The organism is Endozoicomonas sp. ALB091, assembly GCF_049310265.1.
GTDB lineage: Bacteria > Pseudomonadota > Gammaproteobacteria > Pseudomonadales > Endozoicomonadaceae > Endozoicomonas.
In genome coordinates this window covers 629,261-653,567 of the sequence record NZ_JBLYNQ010000008.1, presented here as the reverse complement: position 1 = coordinate 653,567, position 24,307 = coordinate 629,261, and the positions used below count along the sequence as shown (strand labels likewise).

Annotated in this window: 26 protein-coding genes and 1 tRNA gene; 15 read left to right on the top strand and 12 right to left on the bottom strand. The window is 50.8% G+C overall.

The genetic code is table 11. The features are described from left to right. Nucleotides 1-359 precede the first annotated feature (359 nt). The 5 genes from ACO6UX_RS19170 (at nucleotide 360) to yjgA (ending at nucleotide 5,356) form a co-directional block, all read left to right on the top strand. A complete protein-coding gene (locus ACO6UX_RS19170; RefSeq protein ID WP_422449966.1) occupies nucleotides 360-1,295 on the top strand; it encodes an ankyrin repeat domain-containing protein in 936 nt (311 codons plus the stop codon). Between the two features lie 110 nt (nucleotides 1,296-1,405). Beyond that, nucleotides 1,406-2,557: an ankyrin repeat domain-containing protein gene (locus ACO6UX_RS19165; protein WP_422449965.1), complete on the top strand. Its 1,152-nt coding sequence runs from the start codon at nucleotides 1,406-1,408 to the stop codon at nucleotides 2,555-2,557. 202 nt (nucleotides 2,558-2,759) lie between these two features. Next, a complete protein-coding gene (locus ACO6UX_RS19160; protein ID WP_422449964.1) occupies nucleotides 2,760-3,482 on the top strand; it encodes a 2OG-Fe dioxygenase family protein in 723 nt (240 codons plus the stop codon). Then, entirely contained in the window at nucleotides 3,413-4,657 is a 1,245-nt protein-coding gene (locus ACO6UX_RS19155; RefSeq protein ID WP_422449963.1) for a cysteine desulfurase-like protein, read from the top strand. The genes ACO6UX_RS19160 and ACO6UX_RS19155 overlap by 70 nt, the downstream gene beginning before the upstream one ends. Nucleotides 4,658-4,813: 156 nt before the next feature. Then, entirely contained in the window at nucleotides 4,814-5,356 is a 543-nt protein-coding gene (gene yjgA / locus ACO6UX_RS19150) for a ribosome biogenesis factor YjgA (protein ID WP_422449962.1), read from the top strand. A 36-nt stretch (nucleotides 5,357-5,392) separates the two neighbouring features. Here the strand turns inward: yjgA and ACO6UX_RS19145 are convergent, their stop codons facing one another. Continuing rightward, the gene (locus ACO6UX_RS19145) at nucleotides 5,393-6,148 is read right to left on the bottom strand and encodes a glycerophosphodiester phosphodiesterase family protein (protein WP_422449961.1); all 756 of its coding nucleotides are present in this window, start codon (nucleotides 6,146-6,148) and stop codon (nucleotides 5,393-5,395) included. 93 nt (nucleotides 6,149-6,241) lie between these two features. Here ACO6UX_RS19145 and ACO6UX_RS19140 point away from each other — a divergent pair, with 93 nt between their 5' ends. Beyond that, nucleotides 6,242-7,816, top strand: coding sequence for an FGGY-family carbohydrate kinase (locus tag ACO6UX_RS19140; protein WP_422449960.1), 1,575 nt, complete (start codon nucleotides 6,242-6,244; stop codon nucleotides 7,814-7,816). Nucleotides 7,817-7,845: 29 nt separating this feature from the next. Here the strand turns inward: ACO6UX_RS19140 and ACO6UX_RS19135 are convergent. Further along, nucleotides 7,846-7,921: transfer RNA gene (locus ACO6UX_RS19135), tRNA-His, on the bottom strand. Nucleotides 7,922-8,125: 204 nt separating this feature from the next. Between ACO6UX_RS19135 and ACO6UX_RS19130 the strand changes: the two genes are divergently transcribed. From ACO6UX_RS19130 to brnA, 3 genes are all read left to right on the top strand, one after another. Next, nucleotides 8,126-9,124, top strand: coding sequence for a caspase family protein (locus ACO6UX_RS19130; protein ID WP_422449959.1), 999 nt, complete (start codon nucleotides 8,126-8,128; stop codon nucleotides 9,122-9,124). A 436-nt stretch (nucleotides 9,125-9,560) separates the two neighbouring features. Beyond that, nucleotides 9,561-10,598: a porin gene (locus ACO6UX_RS19125; RefSeq protein WP_422449958.1), complete on the top strand. Its 1,038-nt coding sequence runs from the start codon at nucleotides 9,561-9,563 to the stop codon at nucleotides 10,596-10,598. 427 nt (nucleotides 10,599-11,025) lie between these two features. Beyond that, nucleotides 11,026-11,247: a type II toxin-antitoxin system BrnA family antitoxin gene (brnA, locus tag ACO6UX_RS19120; RefSeq protein WP_422449957.1), complete on the top strand. Its 222-nt coding sequence runs from the start codon at nucleotides 11,026-11,028 to the stop codon at nucleotides 11,245-11,247. 70 nt (nucleotides 11,248-11,317) lie between these two features. Here the strand turns inward: brnA and ACO6UX_RS19115 are convergent, their stop codons facing one another. Then, a complete protein-coding gene (locus ACO6UX_RS19115) occupies nucleotides 11,318-11,791 on the bottom strand; it encodes a DUF29 domain-containing protein (protein WP_422449956.1) in 474 nt (157 codons plus the stop codon). 467 nt (nucleotides 11,792-12,258) lie between these two features. Beyond that, nucleotides 12,259-12,582: an iron donor protein CyaY gene (cyaY, locus tag ACO6UX_RS19110; protein WP_422449955.1), complete on the bottom strand. Its 324-nt coding sequence runs from the start codon at nucleotides 12,580-12,582 to the stop codon at nucleotides 12,259-12,261. Nucleotides 12,583-12,771: 189 nt separating this feature from the next. Between cyaY and lptM the strand changes: the two genes are divergently transcribed. From lptM to xerC, 5 genes are read left to right on the top strand one after another with little or no spacing between them, the layout of a single operon-like run. Next, the gene (gene lptM, locus ACO6UX_RS19105) at nucleotides 12,772-12,936 is read left to right on the top strand and encodes an LPS translocon maturation chaperone LptM (RefSeq protein WP_269675681.1); all 165 of its coding nucleotides are present in this window, start codon (nucleotides 12,772-12,774) and stop codon (nucleotides 12,934-12,936) included. A 56-nt stretch (nucleotides 12,937-12,992) separates the two neighbouring features. Continuing rightward, the gene (lysA, locus tag ACO6UX_RS19100; protein ID WP_422450548.1) at nucleotides 12,993-14,270 is read left to right on the top strand and encodes a diaminopimelate decarboxylase; all 1,278 of its coding nucleotides are present in this window, start codon (nucleotides 12,993-12,995) and stop codon (nucleotides 14,268-14,270) included. Between the two features lie 23 nt (nucleotides 14,271-14,293). Beyond that, nucleotides 14,294-15,124, top strand: a complete 831-nt coding sequence (gene dapF / locus ACO6UX_RS19095) for a diaminopimelate epimerase (RefSeq protein WP_422450547.1) — start codon at nucleotides 14,294-14,296, stop codon at nucleotides 15,122-15,124. Nucleotides 15,125-15,145: 21 nt separating this feature from the next. Beyond that, nucleotides 15,146-15,874 carry a DUF484 family protein gene (locus ACO6UX_RS19090; protein ID WP_422449954.1) on the top strand — a complete coding sequence of 243 codons (729 nt, stop codon included), beginning with the start codon at nucleotides 15,146-15,148 and terminating at the stop codon, nucleotides 15,872-15,874. A 35-nt stretch (nucleotides 15,875-15,909) separates the two neighbouring features. Then, nucleotides 15,910-16,818: a tyrosine recombinase XerC gene (gene xerC, locus ACO6UX_RS19085; RefSeq protein ID WP_422450546.1), complete on the top strand. Its 909-nt coding sequence runs from the start codon at nucleotides 15,910-15,912 to the stop codon at nucleotides 16,816-16,818. 29 nt (nucleotides 16,819-16,847) lie between these two features. Here xerC and ACO6UX_RS19080 read toward each other — a convergent pair whose 3' ends face one another. The 6 genes from ACO6UX_RS19080 to ACO6UX_RS19055 form a co-directional block, all read right to left on the bottom strand. Beyond that, on the bottom strand, nucleotides 16,848-18,077 hold the full coding sequence (locus ACO6UX_RS19080) for a hypothetical protein (protein ID WP_422449953.1): 1,230 nt from the start codon (nucleotides 18,075-18,077) through the stop codon (nucleotides 16,848-16,850). A 248-nt stretch (nucleotides 18,078-18,325) separates the two neighbouring features. Beyond that, a complete protein-coding gene (locus ACO6UX_RS19075) occupies nucleotides 18,326-19,552 on the bottom strand; it encodes an ankyrin repeat domain-containing protein (RefSeq protein WP_422449952.1) in 1,227 nt (408 codons plus the stop codon). A 77-nt stretch (nucleotides 19,553-19,629) separates the two neighbouring features. Next, complete coding sequence (locus ACO6UX_RS19070; protein WP_422449951.1) at nucleotides 19,630-19,869, bottom strand: anion permease; 240 nt, start codon at nucleotides 19,867-19,869, stop codon at nucleotides 19,630-19,632. Further along, nucleotides 19,838-20,407 carry an SLC13 family permease gene (locus tag ACO6UX_RS19065; protein WP_422449950.1) on the bottom strand — a complete coding sequence of 190 codons (570 nt, stop codon included), beginning with the start codon at nucleotides 20,405-20,407 and terminating at the stop codon, nucleotides 19,838-19,840. Before ACO6UX_RS19065 ends, ACO6UX_RS19070 begins: the two co-directional genes overlap by 32 nt. Further along, complete coding sequence (locus tag ACO6UX_RS19060) at nucleotides 20,313-20,579, bottom strand: SLC13 family permease (protein ID WP_422449949.1); 267 nt, start codon at nucleotides 20,577-20,579, stop codon at nucleotides 20,313-20,315. Before ACO6UX_RS19060 ends, ACO6UX_RS19065 begins: the two co-directional genes overlap by 95 nt. A 678-nt stretch (nucleotides 20,580-21,257) precedes the next feature. Further along, on the bottom strand, nucleotides 21,258-21,614 hold the full coding sequence (locus ACO6UX_RS19055; protein WP_422449948.1) for a hypothetical protein: 357 nt from the start codon (nucleotides 21,612-21,614) through the stop codon (nucleotides 21,258-21,260). Here ACO6UX_RS19055 and ACO6UX_RS19050 point away from each other — a divergent pair. Further along, complete coding sequence (locus ACO6UX_RS19050) at nucleotides 21,595-22,590, top strand: hypothetical protein (protein WP_422449947.1); 996 nt, start codon at nucleotides 21,595-21,597, stop codon at nucleotides 22,588-22,590. The genes ACO6UX_RS19055 and ACO6UX_RS19050 overlap by 20 nt on opposite strands. Nucleotides 22,591-22,725: 135 nt before the next feature. On the opposite strand, the gene ACO6UX_RS19045 is transcribed toward ACO6UX_RS19050, so the two are convergent. Next, nucleotides 22,726-23,778: a cation:dicarboxylate symporter family transporter gene (locus ACO6UX_RS19045; protein WP_422449946.1), complete on the bottom strand. Its 1,053-nt coding sequence runs from the start codon at nucleotides 23,776-23,778 to the stop codon at nucleotides 22,726-22,728. After that, entirely contained in the window at nucleotides 23,696-24,145 is a 450-nt protein-coding gene (locus tag ACO6UX_RS19040) for a cation:dicarboxylate symporter family transporter (RefSeq protein ID WP_422449945.1), read from the bottom strand. Before ACO6UX_RS19040 ends, ACO6UX_RS19045 begins: the two co-directional genes overlap by 83 nt. Nucleotides 24,146-24,307 lie beyond the last annotated feature (162 nt).

Here is a 24,307-nt window from a genome sequence, read left to right as displayed (position 1 = left end):
TTCAACTATTGTGCCGCTGTGAAGTTAATAATGCATCAGATAGATGATCAATTGCAGATTCAGAGTCTAATCAGCAACCTTTATCAAGACTTGCGCACTGAGCCTTGTGCACTATTTTCACTAAGCGATTTGTGTTCTTTATATACCTGAAAGGGGGAGCATTGATGTTCTCAAGGGGCAGGACGGAGTATGATCATTCGGAGGAAATGACAGCCGATGCAAGCTCGTCTCCCCCACCCGTACCCCTCCCACCGTCTGATCACACGTCAGAAGTCGATCACTCAGAATCCGCAGTGGCAGTCTCAGGCAGCAGGCAGTTGCCTGCCACGACGAGTGAGTTGACAGATCTGGCAGCATTGATGAAATTAGTCATCGCGAAGAATGACCTGGCCACTCTCAACCACCTTCTGGACCGGGGCGTTGACCCCAATACCCGCTGCCAGGGCCGCTATACCCTTCTGTATTGGGCCCTCATCTATGGCAAGCGGGAAGATGTTGTCAAGACGCTGCTGGATCGCGGAGCGAATCCGAATCTCCCGGCCTGCCATTTTGCGCCTTTGCTACTGGCTGCAATGAAGGCCGATGACAAGGCCGTTTTCTTGTTGCTGGAAAGGGGAGCCGATCTGAACGCCCGTGATCATTCGAATTCCTCAGCGCTCCATCTGGCGACTGTTTGTTGTAACAACCCGACAGCGATCACCGAGATCATGAATTGCCTGCTGGACAGAGGTGCCGATATCAGTGCCCTTGACTGTGACGGCCAAACTCCGCTGCTCTGGGCGGTAATGTCAGGCAACATTGCGGGCATTAACACTTTACTGCAACGAGGTGCTAATCCAGATACTCCTGACAAGTGGGGTCAGACTGCACTTATCAAGGCTGTACTGTACAGCGTCCCTGCCAAAATCAACAGTATGGTCAATAGCCTGCTGGCCAATGGAGCCAATCCCAATAAGCCAGGCAAGTCAGGCGAAACACCTCTGCATCTGGCGCTTCAAAAAGACCGGCGGGATACCGTTGACATTCTGCTGGCCAATGGTGCCCGTGCCAATATTCCCAATGCGTCTGGTCAAACTGCGTTTGACATTGCAGCAGCCAAAGGCGTCGCTGATACCCTGCACAATATCATGCCTCCTTATCAACCGGAGACGCTATTGGCCTGCGCCCGAACCAGCATTCGTTCACGGCTGGTAAAGAACCAGATGCCGCTGGCAAAAGCCCTGGCACCAGGCTCTGACTGCCTGCCGCTGTCCAATCCCATAAGGGCTTATTTACACGAGCCGCTGACTCTTTAGGAATTGTCCCGAAAGCAGGTCATTTAGATTCAGGCTTGCGTAGCGAACCTTGTGAACTATTTTCTTTAAACGATTGCTGTTCTTTGTATATCTTGAACGGAAACACAACAATGTTACCAAGCGTCAGGACGGAGCATGACCATTCGCAGGAAATGGTAGCCGATGCCAGCGTGGAATCCTCATCTGCAGTCGATCTCCCGCTGCCTGATAACACGACAGAGGTCAATCATTCAGAATCTGCTGTGGCTGCTTCAGCCAGCAGGCAGTTGTCGGCAACAACGGCCGATTTTGCAGAGCTGATGATATCAGCAGTCCTGCGTAATGACCTGGCCACCGTCAACTGGTTGCTGGACCAGGGCATTGACCCCAATATTTGCTCTGTGGGTGGATCTACCCCTCTGCATATTGCCATTTACAGACTGGACGGTGAAGGTATTGTCAAGACGCTGCTGGATCGCGGTGCAGATCCGAACCTTCCTGTCCCCTATTTGTTGGTAGATCAAAGTACGCCTTTGCTGAAAGCGGCAGAACTGGGCAACTATAAGGCCCTCAATTTGTTGCTGGACAGGGGAGCTGACCTGAACGCCAGTAACATTAATGGTGACACAGCACTGCATATGGCCCTTCTTAATATAAACGATACAGTGATCACCAAGTTCCTGAATTACCTGCTTGACAGAGGTGCCTATATCAACGCCCTTGACTTCTCGGGCCAGACTCCGCTGCTCTGTGCGATACTTCACTGCAAAATTGTGGGCGTTAACACGTTACTGCAAGCAGGTGCCAATCCAGATATTCCTGACAAGTGGGGTCAGACTCCACTTAACTGGGCTCTCCATTACAGAATGAACAGTATGGCCAATAGCTTGCTGGCCAATGGAGCCAATCCCAATAAACCCGGCCGCTCAGGCAATACCCCACTGCATCTGGCGCTTCAGAAAAACCGGCAAGAGATCGTTGACAGTCTGCTGGCCAATGGTGCCCATGCCAATATTCCCAATGCTTCTGGTAAAACCGCACTGGACATTGCTGCAGCCAGAGGCGTTGTTGATACCCTGCACAATTACATTTCTGCTTATCAACCGAGGACGCTGATGGCCTGCGCCCGAACCTGCATTCGTTCAAGGCTGGTAGAGAACCGGGTGCCCTTGGCAAAAGTCCTGGCATCAGGCTCTGACTGCCTGCCGCTGCCGTATCCCATGAAAAACTATTTATACCAGCCGCTGACTTATTCGGGATTTGCCCTAAAAGCAGGTTATTAAGATTCAGACTTGCGCAGAGAGCCTTGTGCACTAATTTATCTGAACTAACTGGTGATTCATGCAATGACCAGGCAATGGCAGCTGATGCCAAACCGGTAAAAAAATGCTTGTCCAGCTTCACCAGGCACGCTGCGTAGCGATTATGTCGTCTATTATGTTGCAGACACCGTAGAACAACATCAGTAATGGCAGGAGGGTGACCATGGCTGTTATTTCACCTGATTTTACCTTTTCACATCAGCGGCTGACCGATCTTGACCTGAACGCTTTTGCGCCTTTTTTTGCCAATCTTGCCGCTGACCGTTATGTCAGCGGTCACTACCGTTTTCGCCGCTACTCCCGTTTTACCGGGCCTGCAGAACGCCTGGAAAGATTACCCCACGATGACTTTGTCCAGTCCCGTTCGGTCAATTATCTCAGTGGCGACATTCTGCGGGAATTTGCTGAAATTGAACCGACCCTGACGGAGCTGCCGGAATTTCAATCCCTGTTCAGACAGGTAAACGTTTTTTTCGGTCTTGATCCGGCACGTACCGTTTATGGCGTGCATCAAATCCGGGTCACCTGCTCCGGCGATGATCACGGCTTGCCAGTGCCGGAAGGCATTCACCAGGATGGCTTCGACCTGATTGCCATCATCTGCACTGACCGCAAAAACGTCGAGGGTGCAGAGACTGGAATTTTTTATCATCCGGAACAAAAACCTGCCTATAGTGCTACGCTGTTGCCCGGGGATATTGTTTACTGCAATGACCGGCGGGTCTATCACTACACCTCTGCGCTTCAGGTCAGCAGTGGCCAAGTCTCCGGGCATCGGGATGTTTTCGTTATTACGGTAACCCTGGAGGATGAACAGTGGAAAAACAGCATACCTCAACCAACCTCCAGCGTATCCGAGAGCAATTTCCAGCCCTTGAGCGGCTAGAGGGAAACCAGCGGGCCGTCTATTCTGATGCGCCGGGAGGTACCCAGGTTCCGGTATCGGTGATCAGTGCCATGTCCGATTACCAACAATCGGGTTCCGCTAACCTGGGTGGCTTTTTTGCCACCAGTGAAGAAACCATGGCACTGCTGGAACGGGCAAGGGAGGCTGCCGGGCAGTTATTAAATGCCCCTGCTGACAGCATTGCCTTCGGTGCCAATATGACCTCCCTGACCTTGGCGCTGAGCAGAGCCATCGCCAGAACCTGGCACAAAGGTGATGAAATTATTGTTTCATCGCTGGACCATGACGCCAATATCACCCCCTGGGTGCTGGCGGCAGAGGAACGGGGATGCACAGTCCGGACGATGGATTTTACCGCCAGTCAAAATCTCTGCGTCACGGAGCTTGAGCGCCTGCTGTCCAACAGAACACGACTGGTGGCGTTTACCCTGGCCTCCAACGTGACCGGCAGCATCACCCCGGCAGCAGAACTGATCAGGGCTGCACACTCCGTGAATGCCCTGGTCCATGTTGACGCCGTTCACTACACCGCCCACCGGTTACCGGATGTGCAGGCCCTGGATGTGGATTTCCTGACCTGTTCAGCCTACAAGTTCTGCGGCCCTTACCTGGGGGTGATGTATGGTCGGCCAGAACTGTTGGGCAGTCTGAAGCCCTATAAGGTCCGGGCTGCAAATAACCAGCCACCCTGGTGCTGGGAGACAGGGACACAGAACTTTACCGCGATTGCCGGATTGCTGGCCTGCATTCAATACCATGGCTGGCTCACCGGTTCTGACCATGACCGCAAGGGACTGCAGACGTCGGCGCGCTGGATCGAGGAACACGAGCAACAGTTGTCGCAACGGTTTCTTGATGGTCTCAACCACATGACCGGGTTTACCTTGTACGGCTCGGATACCACGGCTGACCGAACCCCCACCTTTGCCCTGGCCCACCACCGACAATCCTCGGCCAGGCTGGCACAGCTGCTGGCCCGGCACGGTATCTATACCTGGTCCGGCCATTTCTATGCACTGGATCTGCTTGACCGGCTCAAGCTTCAGGAGCGGGATGGGTTACTGCGGATAGGCTTTGTCCACTACCATACGCCGGAAGAGATAGACAGGGTGCTTAACGTTCTGGCAGATATTTCTGCGGGATTTGCCAGATGATGCATCAGGCCCGCAACAAAACGACAAAAGGAGTTGCGGAAAAACATCCCAATTGAAAAGCATTCTGAAGTAAAATACCGGGAAATCCATTTTCCATCCATGGAACTGCTTTCTGATAAATAACATCAGGCAGATTCCCATCAATGGCCATTCTCTATGAGTAAAAAGAGCCGTCGCATCCAGGAAGCCTGGGACGATGAAGAAACCGAAGAAATCATCTATGTCAGCAAATCTGAGCTGAAGCGGGACATGGATGAGCTTAAAAACATTGGTGCCCGGCTGATGGAACTGAAACCGGCACTGCTGGATAAGTTGCCACTGAATGATCGCCTGCGTGCAGCATTGGATGAGAGCAATCGCATCAAAAGCAACAATGCCAGAAAGCGCCATCTGGGCTTTATTGGCAAACTGATGGCAGACCAGGACATTGAGCCGATCATGGCGCTGCTTAACCAGCTGGATTCCTCCAGTGAAGAGTACAACCGCCGGTTTCATCAATTGGAGCGGTGGCGTGACCAGCTGATTCGTGATGATGACAGTCACACGGCATTAACTGAATACCTGGAGCACTACCCGGAAGCTGACCACCAGCATATCCGCCAGCTGGTCCGTAATGCCCAGAGAGAAGCATCTCAGGATAAGCCCCCGGCAGCGGCGCGAAAGCTGTTCAAATATTTGAGAGAAGTGGACGAGCTTTAAGGTTCACCATGAGCAGGCTGACCCAGCCTGTTCTTTTTACGTCGTGATTTCTTCGGTCACCGCCGGGACTTCACCCCCATGCTTTTTGTGATCTGCCAAAGGGTAATCAGAAAAAACACCATCAACGCCATCATCAATCAGCTGTCTGGCAACCGCCGGAGAGTTAACGGTGTAGCAATACAGTTCATAGCCTTTGGACTTCACTCGCGAAATGTGTCGTTTTGCCGTTCGCTTACTGTTGAGGTGGATGGATACCGCGTTGACCCGTAATGCTTTCTTCTGCCAGTTCATTGGCAATCGCTCAAACAGACAGCCAACCGGAATATCTGAACAATCTGAGAACCGGACAAGTGCCGCATAATTAAAGCTGGAAACCAATAGCCGATCGTTTGGCAACTCAACCTCGGCAATGGTCTTTACTACCGCTTCTACCAACCTCGGCTCTGAACAGCCATTGGTTTTCAGCTCAAGGTTCAGCCCAAGCCCAAGTTCTTTTATGAGTTTAAGCGCCGCTCCAAGCTGAGGAATCTGCTCACCCGAAAATTGCTCGGAAAACCAGCTTCCGGCATCTATTGTTGCCAGATCAGAGCAGGTTAACGTCTTCAAGCGACCTTTTTTATTGGTGGTACGGTTCAGTCGCCGGTCATGAAAAAGCACAAGGGTACCATCACCTGACAGAGTAACATCCACCTCGACCCACTTCAGCCCGCGCTCAGCAGCCAGCCTGATGCCTGCCAGGGTATTTTCCGGTGCCTCTCCTGCCAGCCCCCGATGCCCGATTATCCTGCTCATGTGCATGAATTTACCCACCTTAAAACACCCCTGTCCAAATGCAGGAACGGAGCTATTCTTACCCGAAACATTGTTTCAAGGACATTATCACAGATGCGGCCTGTTTTGCTCAGTATTGATGTTGGCACCCACAGTTTGCGCAGCGCTTTTGTTTCCCCGGAAGGGCATGTCCTTGCCCATAATGAAGAGCCACTTCTGATCTGGAAAACAGCCAGTACCATGGAGTTCTGTTCCAAGAATATCTGGGAAGCCCTGGTCACCGGTGTTAACCGATTAATCGCTGAACACCCGCTGAATCAGGAGGATATTATCGGGATCGGTATTGATACCACCTACTCCCTGGTTCTGCTGGACCAGCGGATGCAACCCGTTCACCTGCCCGGGAGCAATCGTGCTGACACTTTTGGCTGGATGGACAGCCGCGCCAGTCAACAGGCTGCCTATATTGCCAGAGAACACCCGGGACTATTTGGCCATGCGGGCCCTGGCATCAACGCCAGGAGTAACTGCTGTAAATTACTCTGGCTCTTCCAGTGTGCGCCGGAAACCTGGCAAGCCGCTACTTGCATCCTCGACCTTTATGATTATGCCACCTGGAAGCTAACGGCCTGCCTGACCAGAACACCCGATTCGACCAGTCATATCTTTACCCAAAAGGCTGCAGCCCAACTGAATATTGATATTGAGGGACGATTCAAGGGTGAATCCCTTGAGATGGGTGCAGCCATCGGGGATGGCCTGTGCCAAAGTGCCGCTGACCAACTGAACCTCAAACAGGGCACCCCGGTTGCCACAGGTATCGTTGATGCCTATGGCGGCACCCTCGCCACGATACTTGCCAGCAATCACCCGGACCGTCAGCAACCACTAGACTGTATTACCAAAAGAGTCAGTTTTATTGGTGGAACTTCATCCAACTACGTCGCGTTCAGCAGGGATATGTTGACCTGCGATGGAGCAGATGGCCCCTACCCTTCTGTGCTGGAAGGTTACTCGTTGATATACGCCCGGCAAACTGCGGCAGGTGCCTTTATTGATCACATCATTACCTCACACCCGGCTTACAGCTCAATCTATGATATCGCTGTCAGCCTGGGGATCGGGGTTCATGAATACCTTAATCAGATTCTCTATGAGCTGGCGGATAATGATCGATCGGAATACGCTGACAGTGTCAGCAAACTGACCGCGCACCTGCATATACTCCCTTACTTTGACGCACCTGAAGTGGATCAACCACAGCGGGGAATGATTACCGGCCTTACCCTGGATAAAAGTCATCAGTCGCTTGCTGTGCTGTACCTTGCCAGTATTCAGGCCCTGGCCCTGGATGCACGCTATCAGTTAGAGAAGTTAACAAAAGCCGGGTATCACATTGAACTGTTCATCCCCACCGGAGGACTGGCAAAGAACCAACGACTGCTCACTGAACATATCAACATACTCAATATTCCTGCTGCCGTTCCGGAAGAGAGAGAAAATATGCTGCTGTCCGGAGCCATCACCGCAGCGGTGGCGGCTGGTATCTACGACAGTATTGAGGAGGCCATGAGAGCCATGAGTCGCTATCACGAACGGATAGAACCTGAGCGGCAGCTGGTTGATTTTTACCAGGCAAAATACGACATATTTATAAAGATGCTGAAGGATCAACAATCGTGGGAGTGAGAATTGGAAGGTTTGCAAGGGAGGGAAGATGGGGTGGGCGAAGGGGCTCGAACCCTCGACCGCCGGAATCACAATCCGGAGCTCTGCCAACTGAGCTACGCCCACCATCAACGACTGAATCAGGAAAGAACTTCATCCCTCACCAGACGCCGCTGATTATAAGGAAAGCTGTTCAGCTTGCAAGCATGACCCGTTGTTTTTTTCTGCGATTTACCACTATATTTCAATAAGCATCTATCTTCGTTCAGCCTCCGGGGTACCTTTACCCGACACTCATCACTTCTCAAGCTTTCAAGCATGAGGCATACCATGCTCACTTTCTGTATAGCCCGAATTCAGCATGTTGTTTTCAGCACGATCACGCAGCTTATCTGTCTGTCATTAATACTGCTATCGCCACTCAACGCCTACTGTTCTTTCAATTCAGATTTGCCCGATAATCAGACCGTTTGTTATGACAACCAGTGTCCACTGGACACTGACTTCTATTTTGAGTTTGAAAATATGCATCTGATCAAGGGACTGTTTACCGGGCAAAACTACGATCAGATTCCGGAAGTACCAACATTAGGTGGTTGCCGTAATGATGCCTGGAACTTTTTTAACTGGGCCTCCACCAGCAAGGGCATCCCGACAACCTCCCTTAAGGTACAGACTGATCGATCTGGCCCACTCAAAAAATCCATCGTCCTCGCGGAAATTGAACGTCTGGCAGAGCAAACCCACAGCGAAGCCGGGCCACATCGCATAATCATCAGTTTCAGCGGACACGGCACCCGCAGACCGGATACCAGCGGTGATGAGTCAGATCATATGGATGAGCTATTGGTCTGTGGTCGCGATGTTATTTCCGATGATGAACTGCATCATGCCTTCAAACGCTTTCACAACAGCACAAGGCTGCTGATCTTCGTTGACACCTGCCACTCCGGCACCATGTTTGACCTGCCCTATCGGTATGTCTATAACTCGCTGCATCCGGATATTATCGAGGAAATTGATACAGGCAGAGACAGGGACATTCCTGCCTATATGATGGTGGTATCCGCCAGTCGCGACAGAGAGACCGCAGCCGATGCTTTTTTACCAAGCCCCGGTATTATCGCCTGGAGCAGCCAGGGGGACTTTAGCCACCGAATGATCAAGACATTGAAAGAGGTGTATTACCATAACCTCTATGTGAGAAATATTCCGGCCCTGCTCCGTGACCAGAAACTGCATGCCGATGTCAGGTACAACCCGAATCAACATGCTGTTCTCTCAACCAACTTTCGTCCGGCCAGAAACCTGAAGTTGTTTGGCTGGTAGCTGTCCATTAACAGATAACATGTTGCGCACTGGCTTTGATTATTTCAGCGTTGATGCACATCAACGAAATGTAAATTTCCATTAACCGGGAATGCCGTATTTTATCCCTTATCTCGGCATTCACCTACCCGGTTATTTGATTGTTTTAACTCAATCTCTTCGTAGTGATTTACTTGAATCCATTATCCATCAAGGCCTACAGCCTTATCCTTGATTAATTACTATCAAATGCTGCTTGATTTTTATTCTCACGACAGTAAAAAAAATCATAAGCCAATTCAATTATCTAATGTGACCTTGGTTTAACAACTCTTGAATAATTGTGCCCAAATTAAGTCGTCCGCATCGGTTCGGGGCTTTTGCGCCAGGCTATGCATAAGAAGAAAGGCGACAGAAAAAAGCACACACATCACACACAATTTCAGGAGTAAGCTCCATGCAAAAGAAAATTCTTGCAGCTGTTGTTGCTTCCATGATGGCTGGCCAGGCGATGGCTGCTACTGTTGTTGACAATGGTACTGACAAAGTGACCATCGGTGGTCACGTTGGTATGCGTTATGTTGACCAGACTGATGGCGAATCTAAGGGCGACAGCAGCCGTATCAACTTTGCCTTCGAACACAAACTGACTGAAGCGACTACCGCTTTTGCCAAGGCTGAGTGGGGCTTTGACACGACTAACAGTGGCGAAGGCGACTTCTTCTTCAACCGTCTGGGCTATGTTGGTGCCAAGAACGACCAGTATGGTTCTATCTCTTTCGGTAAGCAGTGGTCTACTTACTCCACTGTTTCTGGCTGGACTGACATGTTTGCTACCACCGGTGGTGAAGCTTCCGGCACATACACCAGTTTTGGTGATGAGCTGGGTACTGCTCGTGCTGACGACGCTCTGCAGTATAACCACAGTATCATGGGGCTGAATATCTCTGCACAGGTTCAGCTGGGTGAAAGAAAACTTTCAACCAAGGTTAGTGGTATTGTTATCCCGTCCACTATGGTACGTGATGGTTCTTACAGTGTAGCTGGCAGCTACAACCTGCCAATGGGGCTGAGTATCGGAGCTGCATACAACCAGGCTGAAGTTAAAGATACTTCTGTAGCAGGATCTAAAGACAAATCTAAATCTGCTATTGTTGGTGCCAAGCTTGAAGCAGACAAGATTTACGCTGCCTTCACTTATGCAGATCTGAAGAACCTGGCAGACGGTACACTGGGTCTTGTTGAAAAGGCTAAAGGCATTGAACTGTATGGCAGCTATCAGCTGAACGAAATGTTCAAGCTCGGTGGTGGTTACAACCAGCTGAAAGACAAGAGCAACAACGCTGGAAACACCGAACTGAAGTACATGCCTGTAGAAGTAATCTACACTCAAGGTCCAGTTCAGCTGTCTGCTACTTACCAGTTCGAGAAGACCAAAGTTGCTAATGTTGACGTTGACGACAAGATGATTCTGCAGGCTCGTTACTACTTCTAATATCGAAGTGGTTGCCTGGCAGCAATGCCTTCGCCGGACTTTCCGGCAACAAAAAAACCGCTCCGGCGGTTTTTTTGCGTTTTGACAAAGATCGGTTCCCATAAGAGCTGACACCGGAACCAACGGTCATGCACAGTACCTCGGTCCTCTGCGGGAACACTACCCAGCCTATCCGAAGACGCTATTCTGGCAACTCATTTCAATGAGTTTGATGTGTACAATCTCCGCTCACCCTGAGCGGAGTCGAAGGGTGCCTGGCACAGTCTTTATTCAGGGTATGGTGTTTACGCCCTTCGACTCCGCTCAGGACGAACGGAGTTTGGGCACCATTGATAGAGGATCCATCAATTACATTTAAACCGTGTATCAGGAGACTGTATCAGAATTATCTCAGTACGCCGATCCAGAAAAAATGAGGTGAACCTTTATGAAAGCCAGTGATATTGATAAAAAATTCGACGATGGCGAAGACGTACTGGAATTCTTCGACACCGACAATCCTCAACGGCCCAACCTTGCAGCCAAAAGGGTTAACATTGACTTCCCTGCATGGGTCGTCAATGAACTGGATAAAGAAGCCAGCGCAATCGGCATCAGCCGTCAAGCGCTGATTAAAACGTGGATTGTTGACCGGCTCAGGCAGCACTGACCCGGTTCTGCCCGACAACTCTGGAACGAGGTTGGCGAGCTAACCCTGGTGTTCATCATGATTTCAAAACCTACTCCGGCCCCGGCGGAAACCCATTGGTCATAATCTGTTCCATGGTCCACGGATTGGTATCCGGAAACTCATCCTCCGGTATTTCCAGCTCACGGGAAGCATCCCGACAGGCAATGGGATAACATTCCAGCAGGCTTTCATCAAACAGTCCATACAAGCTGGGGTTTTTCATCAACAGTCGTTTAACTATCGCCCGTTCTTTTGCCAGGCTGTAATCAATCACCATAAACCAGCTGCGGTACCAGCGATTCAAGGCATGCAGGTCTTCTTTGAAGGTGCGAATATGCCATTTGAGCAGAAGCACCAGGATTCGGGTCAGATGATTTTCCAGCGTGTTGACCTTTTCCTGGCCAAGGTCGTCTACCTCCTCAATCAGGTTCTCCAGGTCCAGAGCCCGAAACTTGTTTTTTTTCAGTAAATCAATTTGCTGACGGGTCCACTGATAAAAGTCCGTTTTGTACAGGTTACTCATAGTGATGATCTCCCGATGCTACTGATGTTTTTTTAAGAGCTTCAGTGTTGTCTCCAGCAATCTCCTGCACCCCTCTATCGCAGCTTCTGAGTCATCCCCCAGTGAAGCAGAAGGCTTTTATTTATTGTATTGATCCGTCCCAGAGCCTATCAGGATGATATTGACTGAGAGTGGGTGACAGCCTGGGGTATTGAGCTTAATAAGACAGAAGAGCAGATGATGATGGCTCCGGTTCTCTAATCTTGTCCTGATGGTAAAGAACCAATACCAGAGGAGACTGTCACAAACCGGCTGGAGTATAGGCCATGAATGTCGTGCCATGGGAATTTTGACAATAAATATGAAGTTTCAGCGCTGCCCGAAAAAGACGGGCGACTTGTAATTTTGCGGGAAACGGGAGGCGGCATTAACTTATGCTTCAGACAAACACGGAACTTATTCCGGAACAACTCCCGGAAAGAAGGACGCTAAATAGATAAATGAACATCGTCGCCTGTTTGTTCGGTAAGGCAGCGGTTGAGCACCGTGAGAAAGGTGTCTTCCCGGCCATCGAGCAGCCAGTCACCCTGCTCTTCATCGTAGTCAAAATGGAATCCACCACTGCGGGCGGCCATCCATAGCTGTAGCAGCGGGGTCTGGCGGCTGAGAATAATTTTGCTGTTGTCTTCACAGGTTAACGTGAGAATGCCTGCTGATGTTTCATAGTCAATGTCCAGTTCGGCATCGTCTATGGCGTCTTCAATGGCCAGCATCAGGCCATCCAGAAGTTCATTATATTGACGCTCTTTCATTCCTGTCTCGGTGCAATTTAATCTGAATGGGGGAATTTTAGCCTGCTTCCGGCGTTGCTGATAGAGCCTTCCATGAAAAGAGAGCGCTGCCACCGCATGCCGAGTTGCCTCAATTATGAAATATTCGGGCTAGAGCCATCGCTAATTAGACAGTTATACTGTGGCCTATTCAGAATTAAGGATCAGATTATGAGATTGTTCACTGCTGACCATCGGCTGAAAACTTCCGCTCTGGCCGCTGCTGCGTTTTTCGTGCTGCTGCTCACAGGCTGTGGTCAGAAAGGTGACCTTTATCAACCAGCATCATCTCTGGCTGATGCATCGGCTGCTCTGGAAGAAACAGTCGTTGAATAAAGAGCAGTTCTGGCTAATTACATCAATAAATAAGTGAAATGGGGAACAGTCACCTTATGGAGTGGTTTACCTTTCAGCCCTCTGAACCAGCGGCCGGTAGCGAGTTGTTTGCCGAAGAGATTCCGGTGCAACAGCTGGCCCGCCAGTATGGTACGCCTTTATATGTCTACTCCAGACGAGCCCTGGAAGCCAGCTATCAGGCCTATTATCAGGCCATGTCTGACAGCCCCCACTTGATTTGTTATGCGGTAAAAGCGAACAGCAACCTGGCGGTGCTGAATGTTCTGGCCCGGTTGGGGGCTGGCTTTGATATTGTCTCGGTCGGGGAGCTGGAACGGGTGCTCGCGGCCGGCGGTGATCCCGCCAGGGTGGTGTTTTCCGGGGTGGCCAAGCAGCGCCATGAGATTCGCCGGGCGCTGGAAGTGGGTGTCCACTGCTTCAATATTGAATCAGAACAGGAGCTGGAGCGTATTCAGGAAGAAGCGCTGGCGATGAATCAAGTGGCCCGCATCTCCCTGCGGGTCAATCCGGATGTGGATGCCCGGACTCACCCCTATATCTCCACTGGCCTGAAAGATAATAAGTTCGGCATTGATATTAACCGGGCTCCTGCGGTTTATGCCCGGGCTGCTGAATTGAGCAATATTGAGGTGGTGGGTGTTGATTGCCATATCGGTTCCCAGCTGACCACCACCGAGCCTTTCCTGGATGCGCTGGATCGTCTGTTGCTGTTAATGGATCAGTTGCAGGCTCAGGGGATTCATTTGCAGCATCTGGATATTGGCGGTGGCCTGGGGGTTCAGTATCAGGATGAGACGATTCCCTCACCTGCCGATTATCTGGTGTCGGTCAAACAGCGCCTTGTTGAGCGGGGCTATGGTGATGTGATGCTGGTGGTGGAGCCGGGCCGGTCTATTGCTGCCCAGGCGGGTATCCTGCTGACCCGCGTTGAGTTGATCAAGGCGACTGAGCAGAAGCATTTTGCCATTGTCGATGGAGCCATGAATGACCTGTTGAGACCGTCCATCTACAGTGCCTGGCATACTATTGCCAATACGGCGCAGCACGCGGATGTGGATAGTCAGGTGTATGATATTGTCGGGCCTGTTTGTGAAAGTGGCGACTTTCTGGGCAAAGCACGGAATCTGGCCATCCGGGAAGGTGATCTGCTGGCGGTGTATTCGGCGGGTGCCTACGGTTTTGTCATGAGCTCCAACTACAATACCCGCAATCGTGCCGCAGAAATCATGGTTGATGGTACTCAATCTTATGTGATCCGTCGCCGGGAAACCGTTGCCGAGCAGTTTGCCTCAGAAAGCCTGCTGCCGTCGTAAAGTATCAGGAAAGAATGAACTATATGTTGCTACATTTCACCAAGATGCATGGGCTGGGTAACGACTTTATGGTGGTCGATATGGTGTCCCAGAATCTGCGCCTGCCGCCGGAAAAAATCCGCCGCCTGGCGGACCGGCGGTTTGGGATCGGCTTTGACCAGTTGCTGCTGGTTGAACCCCCGACCAATCCTGATATGGATTTTCGCTACCGCATCTTTAATGCCGATGGCAGTGAAGTGGAGCAGTGTGGCAATGGGGCCCGTTGTTTCGCCCGTTTCGTCCGGGACAAAAAGCTGATCGGCAGAGACCGGATCCGGGTACAAACCGCCGGGGGCAACATTGAGCTGACGATTCAGAGCAATGGCGAGGTTTGCGTGGATATGGGGATGCCGAGGCTGGACCCTGAACAGGTGCCGTTTAATGCGCAGCAGCGTTCAGTGACCTATCCCCTGATGGTTGATGGCCAGGTTATCGAGGTTTCGGCCGTGTCCATGGGCAATCCCCACTGCGTTTATCGGGTGGCTGATGTGCACAGGGCACCCGTGGACACCTGGGGGCCGATGATTGAAGCCCATCCGGACTTTCCCCGGAAATGCAATGCCGGATTTATGCAGGTCCTCAGTACCGATGAAATTAACCTGCGGGTATTTGAGCGCGGCGTTGGTGAAACCCTCGCCTGTGGCACCGGTGCCTGTGCCGCTGTGGTGGCAGGACGCCTGCAAGGTTTGCTGGGCGATACCGTTAAAGTGAACTTGCCCGGGGGTAGCCTGTCTATTTATTGGCCGGGAGAGGGCAGTCCGGTTATGATGACAGGCGCAGCAACCCGGGTTTATGAAGGATACACCCGGCTATAAATCCGCTAAGGGCCAGAGACCATGACCGAACAGATCGTCGAAACAGACAGGGAGCAGCAGGAAACGCCGAATCAGCCGAAAGCTCTGAAACCCAGGCAGGTTGCCAACTTTCTGAAAGAGCATCCTGATTTTTTTGTGGGCCGTGACGATCTGCTGCTGGATCTGACCCTGCCTCATCAGCGTGGGGATGCGATCTCGCTGGTTGAGCGTCAGGTGGCGTTGCTGCGGGAACGGGCCCTGGATTACCGGCATCAGCTGGTCCGTCTGGCGGACAATGCCAAAGCCAATGAAAAGCTGTTTGAGCGTATGCGGCTGCTGGTATTGGCCCTGCTGGAGAGCAGGGATCTGGAACAGCTGGTGGAGGTGATCGGTGACAGCCTTAACCATGAGTTTGGTATTGAATTCCATTCGCTGATTCTGTTCAGTGACCAACCAATGAACCTGCCCGTCAGGATTGAACATACCGACGTGGTGGTGGAAGCCCTGGGTTCCATTATGACCAGTGGCAAAGCCATTTGTGGCCAGGTGACTCAGGCAGAGCTGGACTTCCTGTTTCAGGAGCAGGCCGAGCATGTTGGCTCGGTGGCCATTGCCCCTCTGAACTATGCCCTCAGTGAACCACAGCAGCTTGGGGTTCTGGCGCTGGGCAGTCAGGACAAACATCATTTCAAGGCCAGCATGGGCACCCTGTTTATCAGTTACCTGGGCGATATCCTGAGTCGAATTCTGGCTCGACAGCTGCATTCATGAACCACTCATCTTCCAATTCTCCGGTTAATAGCGGCCTGCAACAATCAATAGCGGCTTTTCTGGATTACCTCCGCTATGAAAAGCAGCACTCTCCCCATACGCTGTCGGCCTATCAGCGTGATCTTGCCCGTGTGATGCAGCAGGCTACCGCCAGTGATATTCAGGGGTGGGCAACGATTACCGAGAAGCAGTTAAAGCAGTGGCTGGGACTCTGGCACGAAGAGGGGTTATCCAGTCGCAGCCTGCAGCGGCTGATCTCATCACTTCGTCGTTTTTATCACTACCTGTTAACCCGGGGTGAGGTAACCAATAACCCGGCGCAACGGCTCCGGGCACCGAAAACCGGTCGGCCTCTGCCGGTGACGCTGGATGCCGACCAGGTCAATCATCTGTTGGATGACCCGCATGGTCAGGCGGAGGGTGATCCGCTGAAGTGCCGCGATCTGGCCATTCTGGAGCTCTTCTACTCGTCAGGTTTGCGTCTGGCCGAGCTGGCGGCACTGAATCTGGACAGCTTTTCCAATGGGTTTTCCCAGGTAAAAGTGCTTGGGAAACGCAGCAAAGAGCGGATGATCCCGGTGGGCAGCAAAGCCCGGCAGGCAATTCAACACTGGCTTACTTTTCGAGAACAGTTGGTTCGGGGAGAGAGTGGTAGCGCCCTGTTTCTGTCAAAGCTGGGCAGGCGCATCAGTACCCGACAGATTCAGAATCGTATCAGGGAATTTGCCCGGGAAGCGGGCATGCCGGTGGGGGTTCATCCCCACATGCTGAGGCATTCGTTTGCCAGCCACCTGCTGGAATCCAGCGGTGACCTGCGCTCAATTCAGGAACTGCTGGGGCACAGCGATATCTCCACCACACAAATCTATACCCATCTGGATTTTCAGCATCTGGCCACGGTGTATGATAAGGCTCACCCAAGGGCGAAGAAGAAAGACGACTGAATGCAAGAATTCCGGATGGTGAATTTGATTCAGGCTGATCCGGAACAGGCAGTTTTTAATGTTTCCAGCCGGACTATGGCATGGGAATTACCCGCTTTTTTGGCGTAATCCAGCGCAGTATTGCCAGAATTTCCGGATGAATTAAGATCAAAATCCAGCTCGCCTGCATGATCATACAAGTAATCGAATACGCTGTTGGCTTTATAATATGCGCATTGACGAAAAGCGAGGCCAAATTCTGACTTGCCGATACTGACGGTTATCTTTTGTTTAAGTCGTGAAGCAATCTCTGAGGCGTCGATTAAACGGATTAACTTAATATTATGTACTACCGTTTTAATATCCTGCATAGCTTTTACCGCTTTCTTATCACCCTTGATTTTCCGCTCAAAAAATTCAAGCTCATCATCTGAAATCGGGAGGTAATCATTACTCCCTGTAAAAGAAACAGAGTACTCTCCGCGTAACCCAAAGTTGAGAAAAATTCCTACAGGGGTTGTATTTAACCCATTACCCGGAATGATCTGATCATTAAAAGGATCGACAAAAATCAAATTTGGTAGTTTTTCCTGTAACAAGAAAAAAAAATCCGCAACATCCATGGCAATTCCAGGTCGCTTTTTATTTTCAACACCGTATTTAGCGGTAACGATATTCATTTGATCAAACAACCGCTCCATAGACTGGTTATCGGCAATTAGCAGCATACAATGTCCATCATGTGGAGTATCACTTTTGCGTCTGTTAGAAAAATGGAGCGCCCAGATAATATCAGCGGGAACACCTGCTTTTAACAAGTTTTTCCGGCACTGATAAACTTGGGAGCCACAATCACCAAAACCGTTTTTTGAAGAGAACTTGAAATATATATCGCTAGTTCTGATGTTGGATAGATCATGGTTTTGTCGAAATATTCCCTGTAAACACTGGTAGCCCAAATTCATTTTTTTCACTTGCCCGGTAACAAAAGGACCGCGATGCAATGTCATCCTTACCAGATCGATTGGCTTCAGGCTGGGATAATGTATGCTAAAGTCCGTGACGAGATGACTGTTTCCTACCACTTCACTGCGAGTTGCCGCAACGACATGGTTGAGAAACCGGGCATTTTCTGCGATATCCTCAACCCTGGTCGAAAAGCCACGCCAGCACGGAGCGTCAATACTTTTGGGACGATTTGACTGGGCTGCTTCCGATGTGGGCAATGGTAAACCATGAGCTGTTATCGAATCACTGCTTTGGGAGGCTGACGCTTGCATTGCTGTTGTTCCTTGCAAAAAAGTAACTGACTTCAAGCATTGGACAATTCAGATTGAAGGCCGTTCATCCGGAGGGTGACCGAGATTTACGGTTACCGCACAGGGCTGTCTATGCTCGGACAGCCTCAATGGAGTTTCCCGGACTTGATCGGCGGGTCCGGGTTAAGCCCGACCGTCTCATCAGGCCGGGCTGGCACCCATCAGAAAACAACCTGCCAGTGTCACCAGCAGACATAACAGTCAGCGCTTCAAGCTTTGTCTTTTAACAGATCCTGAACCTGAGTTTTCAGATTGGTGTCCAGGAGGTCGATCATCCGGCTGAGTATTAGAGCGATTTTATTCTTATCAAAACCGTCAAGCTCTACTTGTGGTAGATGATTATTTTGCTTGAGTGACTTCATATACCACATATAAGATTTTTCATTATCTGCCACAAAGCCCTCGCCACCATGCTTATACAGGGAGCCAAGGCATCTCATGGCCGTGGCATCCCCCAGCTCAGCGGCCTGCAGGTACAAGCCCTCCGCTGCGTACAAATCTACCGGAAAGTCCTTGCCGCCTTCCTGAAACATGCAGCCCAGATTGATCATGGCTGAAACAGACCCCAGCTTAACCGCCTGCTGGTACCAGTGCTTTGCTTTGTGCAGATCTGCCGGAAAGTCCTGGCCACCATACTGATACAGATAGCCCAGGTTGTTCATAGCTGCAGCATTCCCCAGCTCAGTCGCCTGCAGGTAGCAACTCTCTGCTTTGTGCAGATCTGCCGGAAAGTCCTTGCCACCCTGCTTATACAGGTAGCCCAGGTTGTTCATAGCTCGAGCACTTCCCAGTTTAGCCGCCTTCAGGTACCAACTCTCTGCTTTGCTCAGGTCTACCGGAAAGTCCTCGCCACCATACTGATGCAGGTAGCCCAGGTTGTTCATGGCTGAAGTATCCCCCAGCTCAGCCGCCTTCAGGTAGAAGCTCTCCGCTTTGCATAGATCTACAGGAATGCCCCCGTCACCATGTTGGTACAATTGCTCCAGGTTATTCAGGCCGATCGGGTCGGAGGATCCCTTGTCGGCCAGCAGCAGAGCAGCATCAAGGTGCTTGTTGTTAACGGCCCAGACCAGGGGAGTCTTCCCCGCAATCTGGCCTGCATCCGCGGACGCCCCCCGGTTCAGCAGGGCCCGGATGATCCTGATATTGCCCTCCTTTGCAGCGTTGACCATCCGGGTCTGCCAGTTCGGTGGCAGGGTCAGGATTTCCACCGTTACATTCTCAATTACTTGCCGCCCGTAAGGGCACTCCAGATTAGCTCCTGTCCACAGGGTAAGACAGTTAAGGTGGTACTTATGCCCGCAGGGACTGGCAATGCCAACGTGCTTGCCAGCAAACTCCGGATTCTTAGGTTGGTAGAGGTCATCATGGCACACTGGGCAGGTTGAGGGCTCAGTGGGTATCGCTACCGGTGTACCGGATGGAACACTGTTCATGTCAGGTACTTCCCTACGTTTTTTGGGGGGGCTACTCAGACCGTGTAGAACCCGAAAATACTCCGTAGAAAAGATAATTATCCCATTAAAAACTGACCAATCAGGAAGTAACCCACCAGTGTCACCAGCAGAATACCCATAATATTCAGGGCAAAGCCAGCCTTCATCATATCGGTTATTGCCAGTTTTCCTGAGCCAAAGACCACAGCGTTTGGCGGAGTCGCTACGGGCATCATAAAGGCAAAGCTGCAGGCAAGGGCCGCCGGTGCGGCCAGCATCACCGGGTCAATGCCCAGGGTCACACCCAGGGCACCCATCAATGGCAGGAAGCCGGCAGCCGTTGCGGTGTTGCTGGTCAGTGCGGTCAGGAAGGTGAACAGTCACCAAGAAAGCAACGACCAGCAGCACCGGCAGACCATTGGCAATCGTCATGGCTTCGGCCACCCAGCCGGCCAGACCGGTATTTTTGATCTGCGCTGCCAGAGTCAGAGCACCACCAAACAGCAGCAGAACACCCCATTCCCGGGCCTTTTCCCAGGACATGACATAAACACGCTTATCGTGCTTCACCGGAATGATGAACAGGCTGATGGTCGCGGCAATGGCAATAATGGTGTCAGAAAGACCGGGAATAAACGCCTTCAGATAGGGTCTCGTAATCCAGGAAATAGCGGTGATGGCAAAGATAATGGCAACCGTTATTTCGCCGCGACTCATTGGGCCCAGTACTTTCAGCTGCTCACGGAATACCGTTCTGGCCTCAGGGTTCTCTTCGGTGGACAGTTGGAAGCCAAAGCGGGTCAGCCAGACCCAGCATAAAACCGCCAAAGAACAGATAGATGGTTGGGTGTGCATAGGGTGCCGTCACTTCCTTGATGCTGGCGATGCCCGGCAGTGGCACCAGTATCATTGGCAGCAATGAGGTCACAGGAATGGGAACTACCTCCGATACCCACCAGATCGCCATCATGGTTGCCACACCCACCATATACCAGGCCGATGGTTGCGCGGTTTTGGGATTTATCAACCTGGCACCCACTTTATCCAGGAACAAGCGGGAAGAACTTTTTGGGCTAAGCCTCAAGCGTTGTCGAGTGATTTGGATAATTTCCCTGCTATCGGGTTGATCAACCCGGTTTAACAAAAATAAACAAAGAATATCTGCAAATTGTCCGGCAGCCGTTATGCTTCGTAGTCGAAAATCCACTTGAATGCTGATAGGCGAGGTATAGCAGATCGTTATGGATTCGGTTATCAATCACACTGGATTACCCAATCTCTGTGGACAAGCGCCCGTTGATAAATCAACTCAAACGGATCCTGATGCAGAAACGTCCGGATCTCTGGGGCCTTATGAGGTTAGCCGTGTAGATGCAGATGAAGTGATAACATTTACCGGTTGTCTACCTGATAGGGAAATTACCATAGAAAAGGGCAGGGTTGTCGTGAAGATTCATCCTGCTTTGAATGTTGCTGCCCAGGACGAAGAAGGCAACAGCAAATCTTTCAGCATCAGATTCCACAGCTTACCCGTGAATCAGGCAGCCTCTAATGTGACAGAAGACGAGGTCAGAGAACACCTTGACTGGGATGGCTATGCTGCTTGCGCAAATTTGTACAACACCAGGCCAATATCAGTAAATACAGCCCGTGAATCTCAAATCTCCCGGGATTCGGGTGTTGATACCCATTCAGCCGCTCATGTTCAGAGTGCCACGTGGCAATCAGCCCTGTCAGCAATGAGTGAGGGTTCGATGTCTTCGGATGACAGTGTCGCTGAAGGATTGGCTGCAGGCTCAGGCTCAGCCTCCACACTGTCTTCTCTCGATAGAGATTCCCGCCACTCTTTCGACTCCTTCAGTGGTTCTTTGAATGCCGCCCCTGTCGAATCCATCAGCAGACCTTTGAATGCTGAACCTGTCGGCTCCGCCAGCGGTTCTTCGAAACCTGACTCTCTCAGTCCCTTTGTAAATGGCCAGAGGATCTGCGAAGCAGCGGAAGTAATCCGGGAATCACCCCAAAGCGATGAACCCGTATCCAGGTTGTTCTTCAGTAAACTCATCACTTATGATCCGGACAAGCCGCCTGCCTGGTACAAAAAAAAATATGGATATAAAACATATTATGGTGAGCAATTAAGACATAGTGAACATGTTAAAAATTTTATTCTGTCAAGCTTTGGTGATTGGTTGGGCAGGCTTGATACTGGTGGTAGTGGTAAAGGCATAAATATTTTTAACAGTTCGAAAAGTCGGTTCAGTTCAAAATTTCTGTTTTGGCTTGAACATAATACCAAAGCCTTCGAGAGTATTTGTGAAGCAGCGCAGCCGATTAACAATGTCCGGAGGCATCTTAACCGGTTCTTTCGCGGAGAAATTAAAACCGAAAATCGTGCTCATCTTTATCAAAATCTGGCATTTAAACAATGTGACAAGGCAACCATTAAATGCTTAACCCGAAACGGGGATGATCGATTCATAGAGGACTGTACTCCTGCAATTTACTTCTATTTCCGTTACTTTATATCGAAAATAGAGGAAGTATCAGCATCAGAAAAATATCAGGCAGGGAGGGACAAAATTGCCCGTAAAATAGCGAACTATACGGCTTTGGAAGAACCCAGAGGAGATTTTGGTTTGTTAAAAGCCTGCGCAAATTATAACGCGGCGGTTCAGTTGTTTGAGAGGGAATATAAATCAACTCGTCTGGCTGAATTTGATCCGAAAAGGAGGGAGCATGGTAATTTAATCGCCAATATTAACTATTCCCGTGTTGCTGCCGAGGATTTGCAGGTGATAAGGCAGTTACTTTTCCTGATTGAAGTTCTGGAGGAAGAAGGTCGTGGCATTATCAGTAAATACCAAAAGTCTATTAATGGCCTGCCAGCAACGGTACAAGGCAATAGCTTTGAGGAGAGGGTGTTACAAATGTTCGATAATGGTAACGGTTATGTCAGTCGGCCATTACAAGGCATAAAGACAACATTGGATAACTTATTGGCAAATCATCCGGATAACCAGAGGGTTTCACCGGATTGATTCCCGGAAGAAAATCCGCAGATATTCATTATCTGGCCACCCGACGGGCTTTGGCTGCGGCACTCATACCAGCCGCCTCTCCACCGATAATGACGATTCTGAGTGACTCAGAATTCGTGGACTGATTCACAGACATCAGGAAACTGCATCCATATCCAGTTCAAGGGAAGCATTGCTGTTGAAGGTTTCCATATCCACCTCACCCATGGCTCGACCACTGACAAAGCCGGTGGTAATGGCACCACTGACATTGACGACAGTCCGGCCCATATCAATCACTGGCTCAATGGAAATTAACAGGCCCGCCAGTTCAACAGGAAGGCCGAGGGCCGAGAGCACAATCAGTGCAGCAAAGGTTGCGCCACCACCCACACCGGCCACACCAAACGAGCCGATAGCGATGGTCACTATCAGAGTGCCAATAAAGCTGAGGCTGGTTGGGTCAATACCCACGGTGGGGGCAATCATCACGGCCAGCATGGCCGGATAAATGCCCGCACAACCGTTCTGCCCAATGGTGGTACCGAAAGATGCGGCAAAGTTGGCCACGCCTTCAGAAACCCCGAGGCCCTTTGTCAAAGTCTGAATGGTCAGCGGCATGGTGCCCGCACTGCTCCGTGAGGTAAAGGCAAAGATCAGTACCGGCAACGTTTTCCTGATGAACCGGATGGGGTTGGCACCCACCATGGTGACCATGATCAGGTGAATCACAAAGACGGCAATCAGAGCTGCATAAGAGGCAATGACAAACTGAAGCAGTTGCAGTATGTCGGTGACGTTACTGCCTGCCACCACTTTGGTCATCAAGGCCAGAATACCGAAGGGGGTCAGATGCAATACCATCGTCACGATACGCATAACAATGGCGTGGACAGCGTCAACGGTTCGCTTAAAGTGGCTGGCCTCTTCAGGTTGCTCAGGATGGAGACCCAGCGCCGCGGCACCGATAAAAGCGGAGAAAATTACCACGCCGATAATGGAAGTGCTGCGGGCTCCGGTCATATCCATAAACGGGTTGGCAGGGATCAGGCTGATCAGCATAGAGGGAATAGACAGGTTTTCTACCCTGGTCACCGTGTTTAGCAGCTGCTCCCCACGAACCACTTCACGAACACCGGAGGTAATGGACTCGGCACTCAAACCAAAGCCCAGGGCGGACATAATACCAATGGCACCAGCAATAGACACGGTGACCATCAGCAATAGACACGGTGACCATCAGCAATGTCAGAATCCAGCCACTGATGCTGCCAAGGGTGCCAGCACCTTTCAGCTTCAGGATAGCCGAGATCACGGACACCATGACCAGGGGCACAATAATCATCTTCAACAGACTGACATAGCCGTTGCCAACAATATTGAACCAGTTGATGGACTCGGTCAGGGTCTCAGAAGGGTAACCATAAAAAAGCTGTAAACAGGCTCCGTAACCCACGCCCATACCCAGGGCGATAAATACCCGCCAGGTGAACGGCAGGCAGTGTTTCTGGAAACGGTAAAGCAGATAGAGCAACGCTACCATGATGAAAATATTGGTCAGTACTGCTAGAGACATGGTTCCTGGTACCTTCCTGTTTCAGGTGTTATCAATGAAGCCCGGTCATTTACCAACCCTGACAGCGAACTTGTCAAGCAGCAGAGTCGCTAGCCCGGATATTTCATAAACGTGCTCCCGATCTCGCTTGCCCTTTGCCGCTCTAAGGGAGTTTTGCTCAGT

Bases quoted from the DNA above. Each gene is read 5' to 3' on its own strand.
- ACO6UX_RS19170 (WP_422449966.1), top strand. From the start codon at position 360: ATGAAATTAGTCATCGCGAAGAATGACCTGGCCACTCTCAACCACCTT.
- ACO6UX_RS19165 (WP_422449965.1), top strand. From the start codon at position 1,406: ATGTTACCAAGCGTCAGGACGGAGCATGACCATTCGCAGGAAATGGTA.
- ACO6UX_RS19160 (WP_422449964.1), top strand. From the start codon at position 2,760: ATGGCTGTTATTTCACCTGATTTTACCTTTTCACATCAGCGGCTGACC.
- yjgA (WP_422449962.1), top strand. From the start codon at position 4,814: ATGAGTAAAAAGAGCCGTCGCATCCAGGAAGCCTGGGACGATGAAGAA.
- ACO6UX_RS19145 (WP_422449961.1), bottom strand. From the start codon at position 6,148: ATGAGCAGGATAATCGGGCATCGGGGGCTGGCAGGAGAGGCACCGGAA.
- ACO6UX_RS19140 (WP_422449960.1), top strand. From the start codon at position 6,242: ATGCGGCCTGTTTTGCTCAGTATTGATGTTGGCACCCACAGTTTGCGC.
- ACO6UX_RS19130 (WP_422449959.1), top strand. From the start codon at position 8,126: ATGCTCACTTTCTGTATAGCCCGAATTCAGCATGTTGTTTTCAGCACG.
- ACO6UX_RS19125 (WP_422449958.1), top strand. From the start codon at position 9,561: ATGCAAAAGAAAATTCTTGCAGCTGTTGTTGCTTCCATGATGGCTGGC.
- brnA (WP_422449957.1), top strand. From the start codon at position 11,026: ATGAAAGCCAGTGATATTGATAAAAAATTCGACGATGGCGAAGACGTA.
- ACO6UX_RS19115 (WP_422449956.1), bottom strand. From the start codon at position 11,791: ATGAGTAACCTGTACAAAACGGACTTTTATCAGTGGACCCGTCAGCAA.
- cyaY (WP_422449955.1), bottom strand. From the start codon at position 12,582: ATGAAAGAGCGTCAATATAATGAACTTCTGGATGGCCTGATGCTGGCC.
- lptM (WP_269675681.1), top strand. From the start codon at position 12,772: ATGAGATTGTTCACTGCTGACCATCGGCTGAAAACTTCCGCTCTGGCC.
- lysA (WP_422450548.1), top strand. From the start codon at position 12,993: ATGGAGTGGTTTACCTTTCAGCCCTCTGAACCAGCGGCCGGTAGCGAG.
- dapF (WP_422450547.1), top strand. From the start codon at position 14,294: ATGTTGCTACATTTCACCAAGATGCATGGGCTGGGTAACGACTTTATG.
- ACO6UX_RS19090 (WP_422449954.1), top strand. From the start codon at position 15,146: ATGACCGAACAGATCGTCGAAACAGACAGGGAGCAGCAGGAAACGCCG.
- ACO6UX_RS19080 (WP_422449953.1), bottom strand. From the start codon at position 18,077: ATGCAAGCGTCAGCCTCCCAAAGCAGTGATTCGATAACAGCTCATGGT.
- ACO6UX_RS19075 (WP_422449952.1), bottom strand. From the start codon at position 19,552: ATGAACAGTGTTCCATCCGGTACACCGGTAGCGATACCCACTGAGCCC.
- ACO6UX_RS19070 (WP_422449951.1), bottom strand. From the start codon at position 19,869: ATGGGTGCCCTGGGTGTGACCCTGGGCATTGACCCGGTGATGCTGGCC.
- ACO6UX_RS19065 (WP_422449950.1), bottom strand. From the start codon at position 20,407: ATGCACACCCAACCATCTATCTGTTCTTTGGCGGTTTTATGCTGGGTC.
- ACO6UX_RS19055 (WP_422449948.1), bottom strand. From the start codon at position 21,614: ATGAGTTTACTGAAGAACAACCTGGATACGGGTTCATCGCTTTGGGGT.
- ACO6UX_RS19040 (WP_422449945.1), bottom strand. From the start codon at position 24,145: ATGTCTCTAGCAGTACTGACCAATATTTTCATCATGGTAGCGTTGCTC.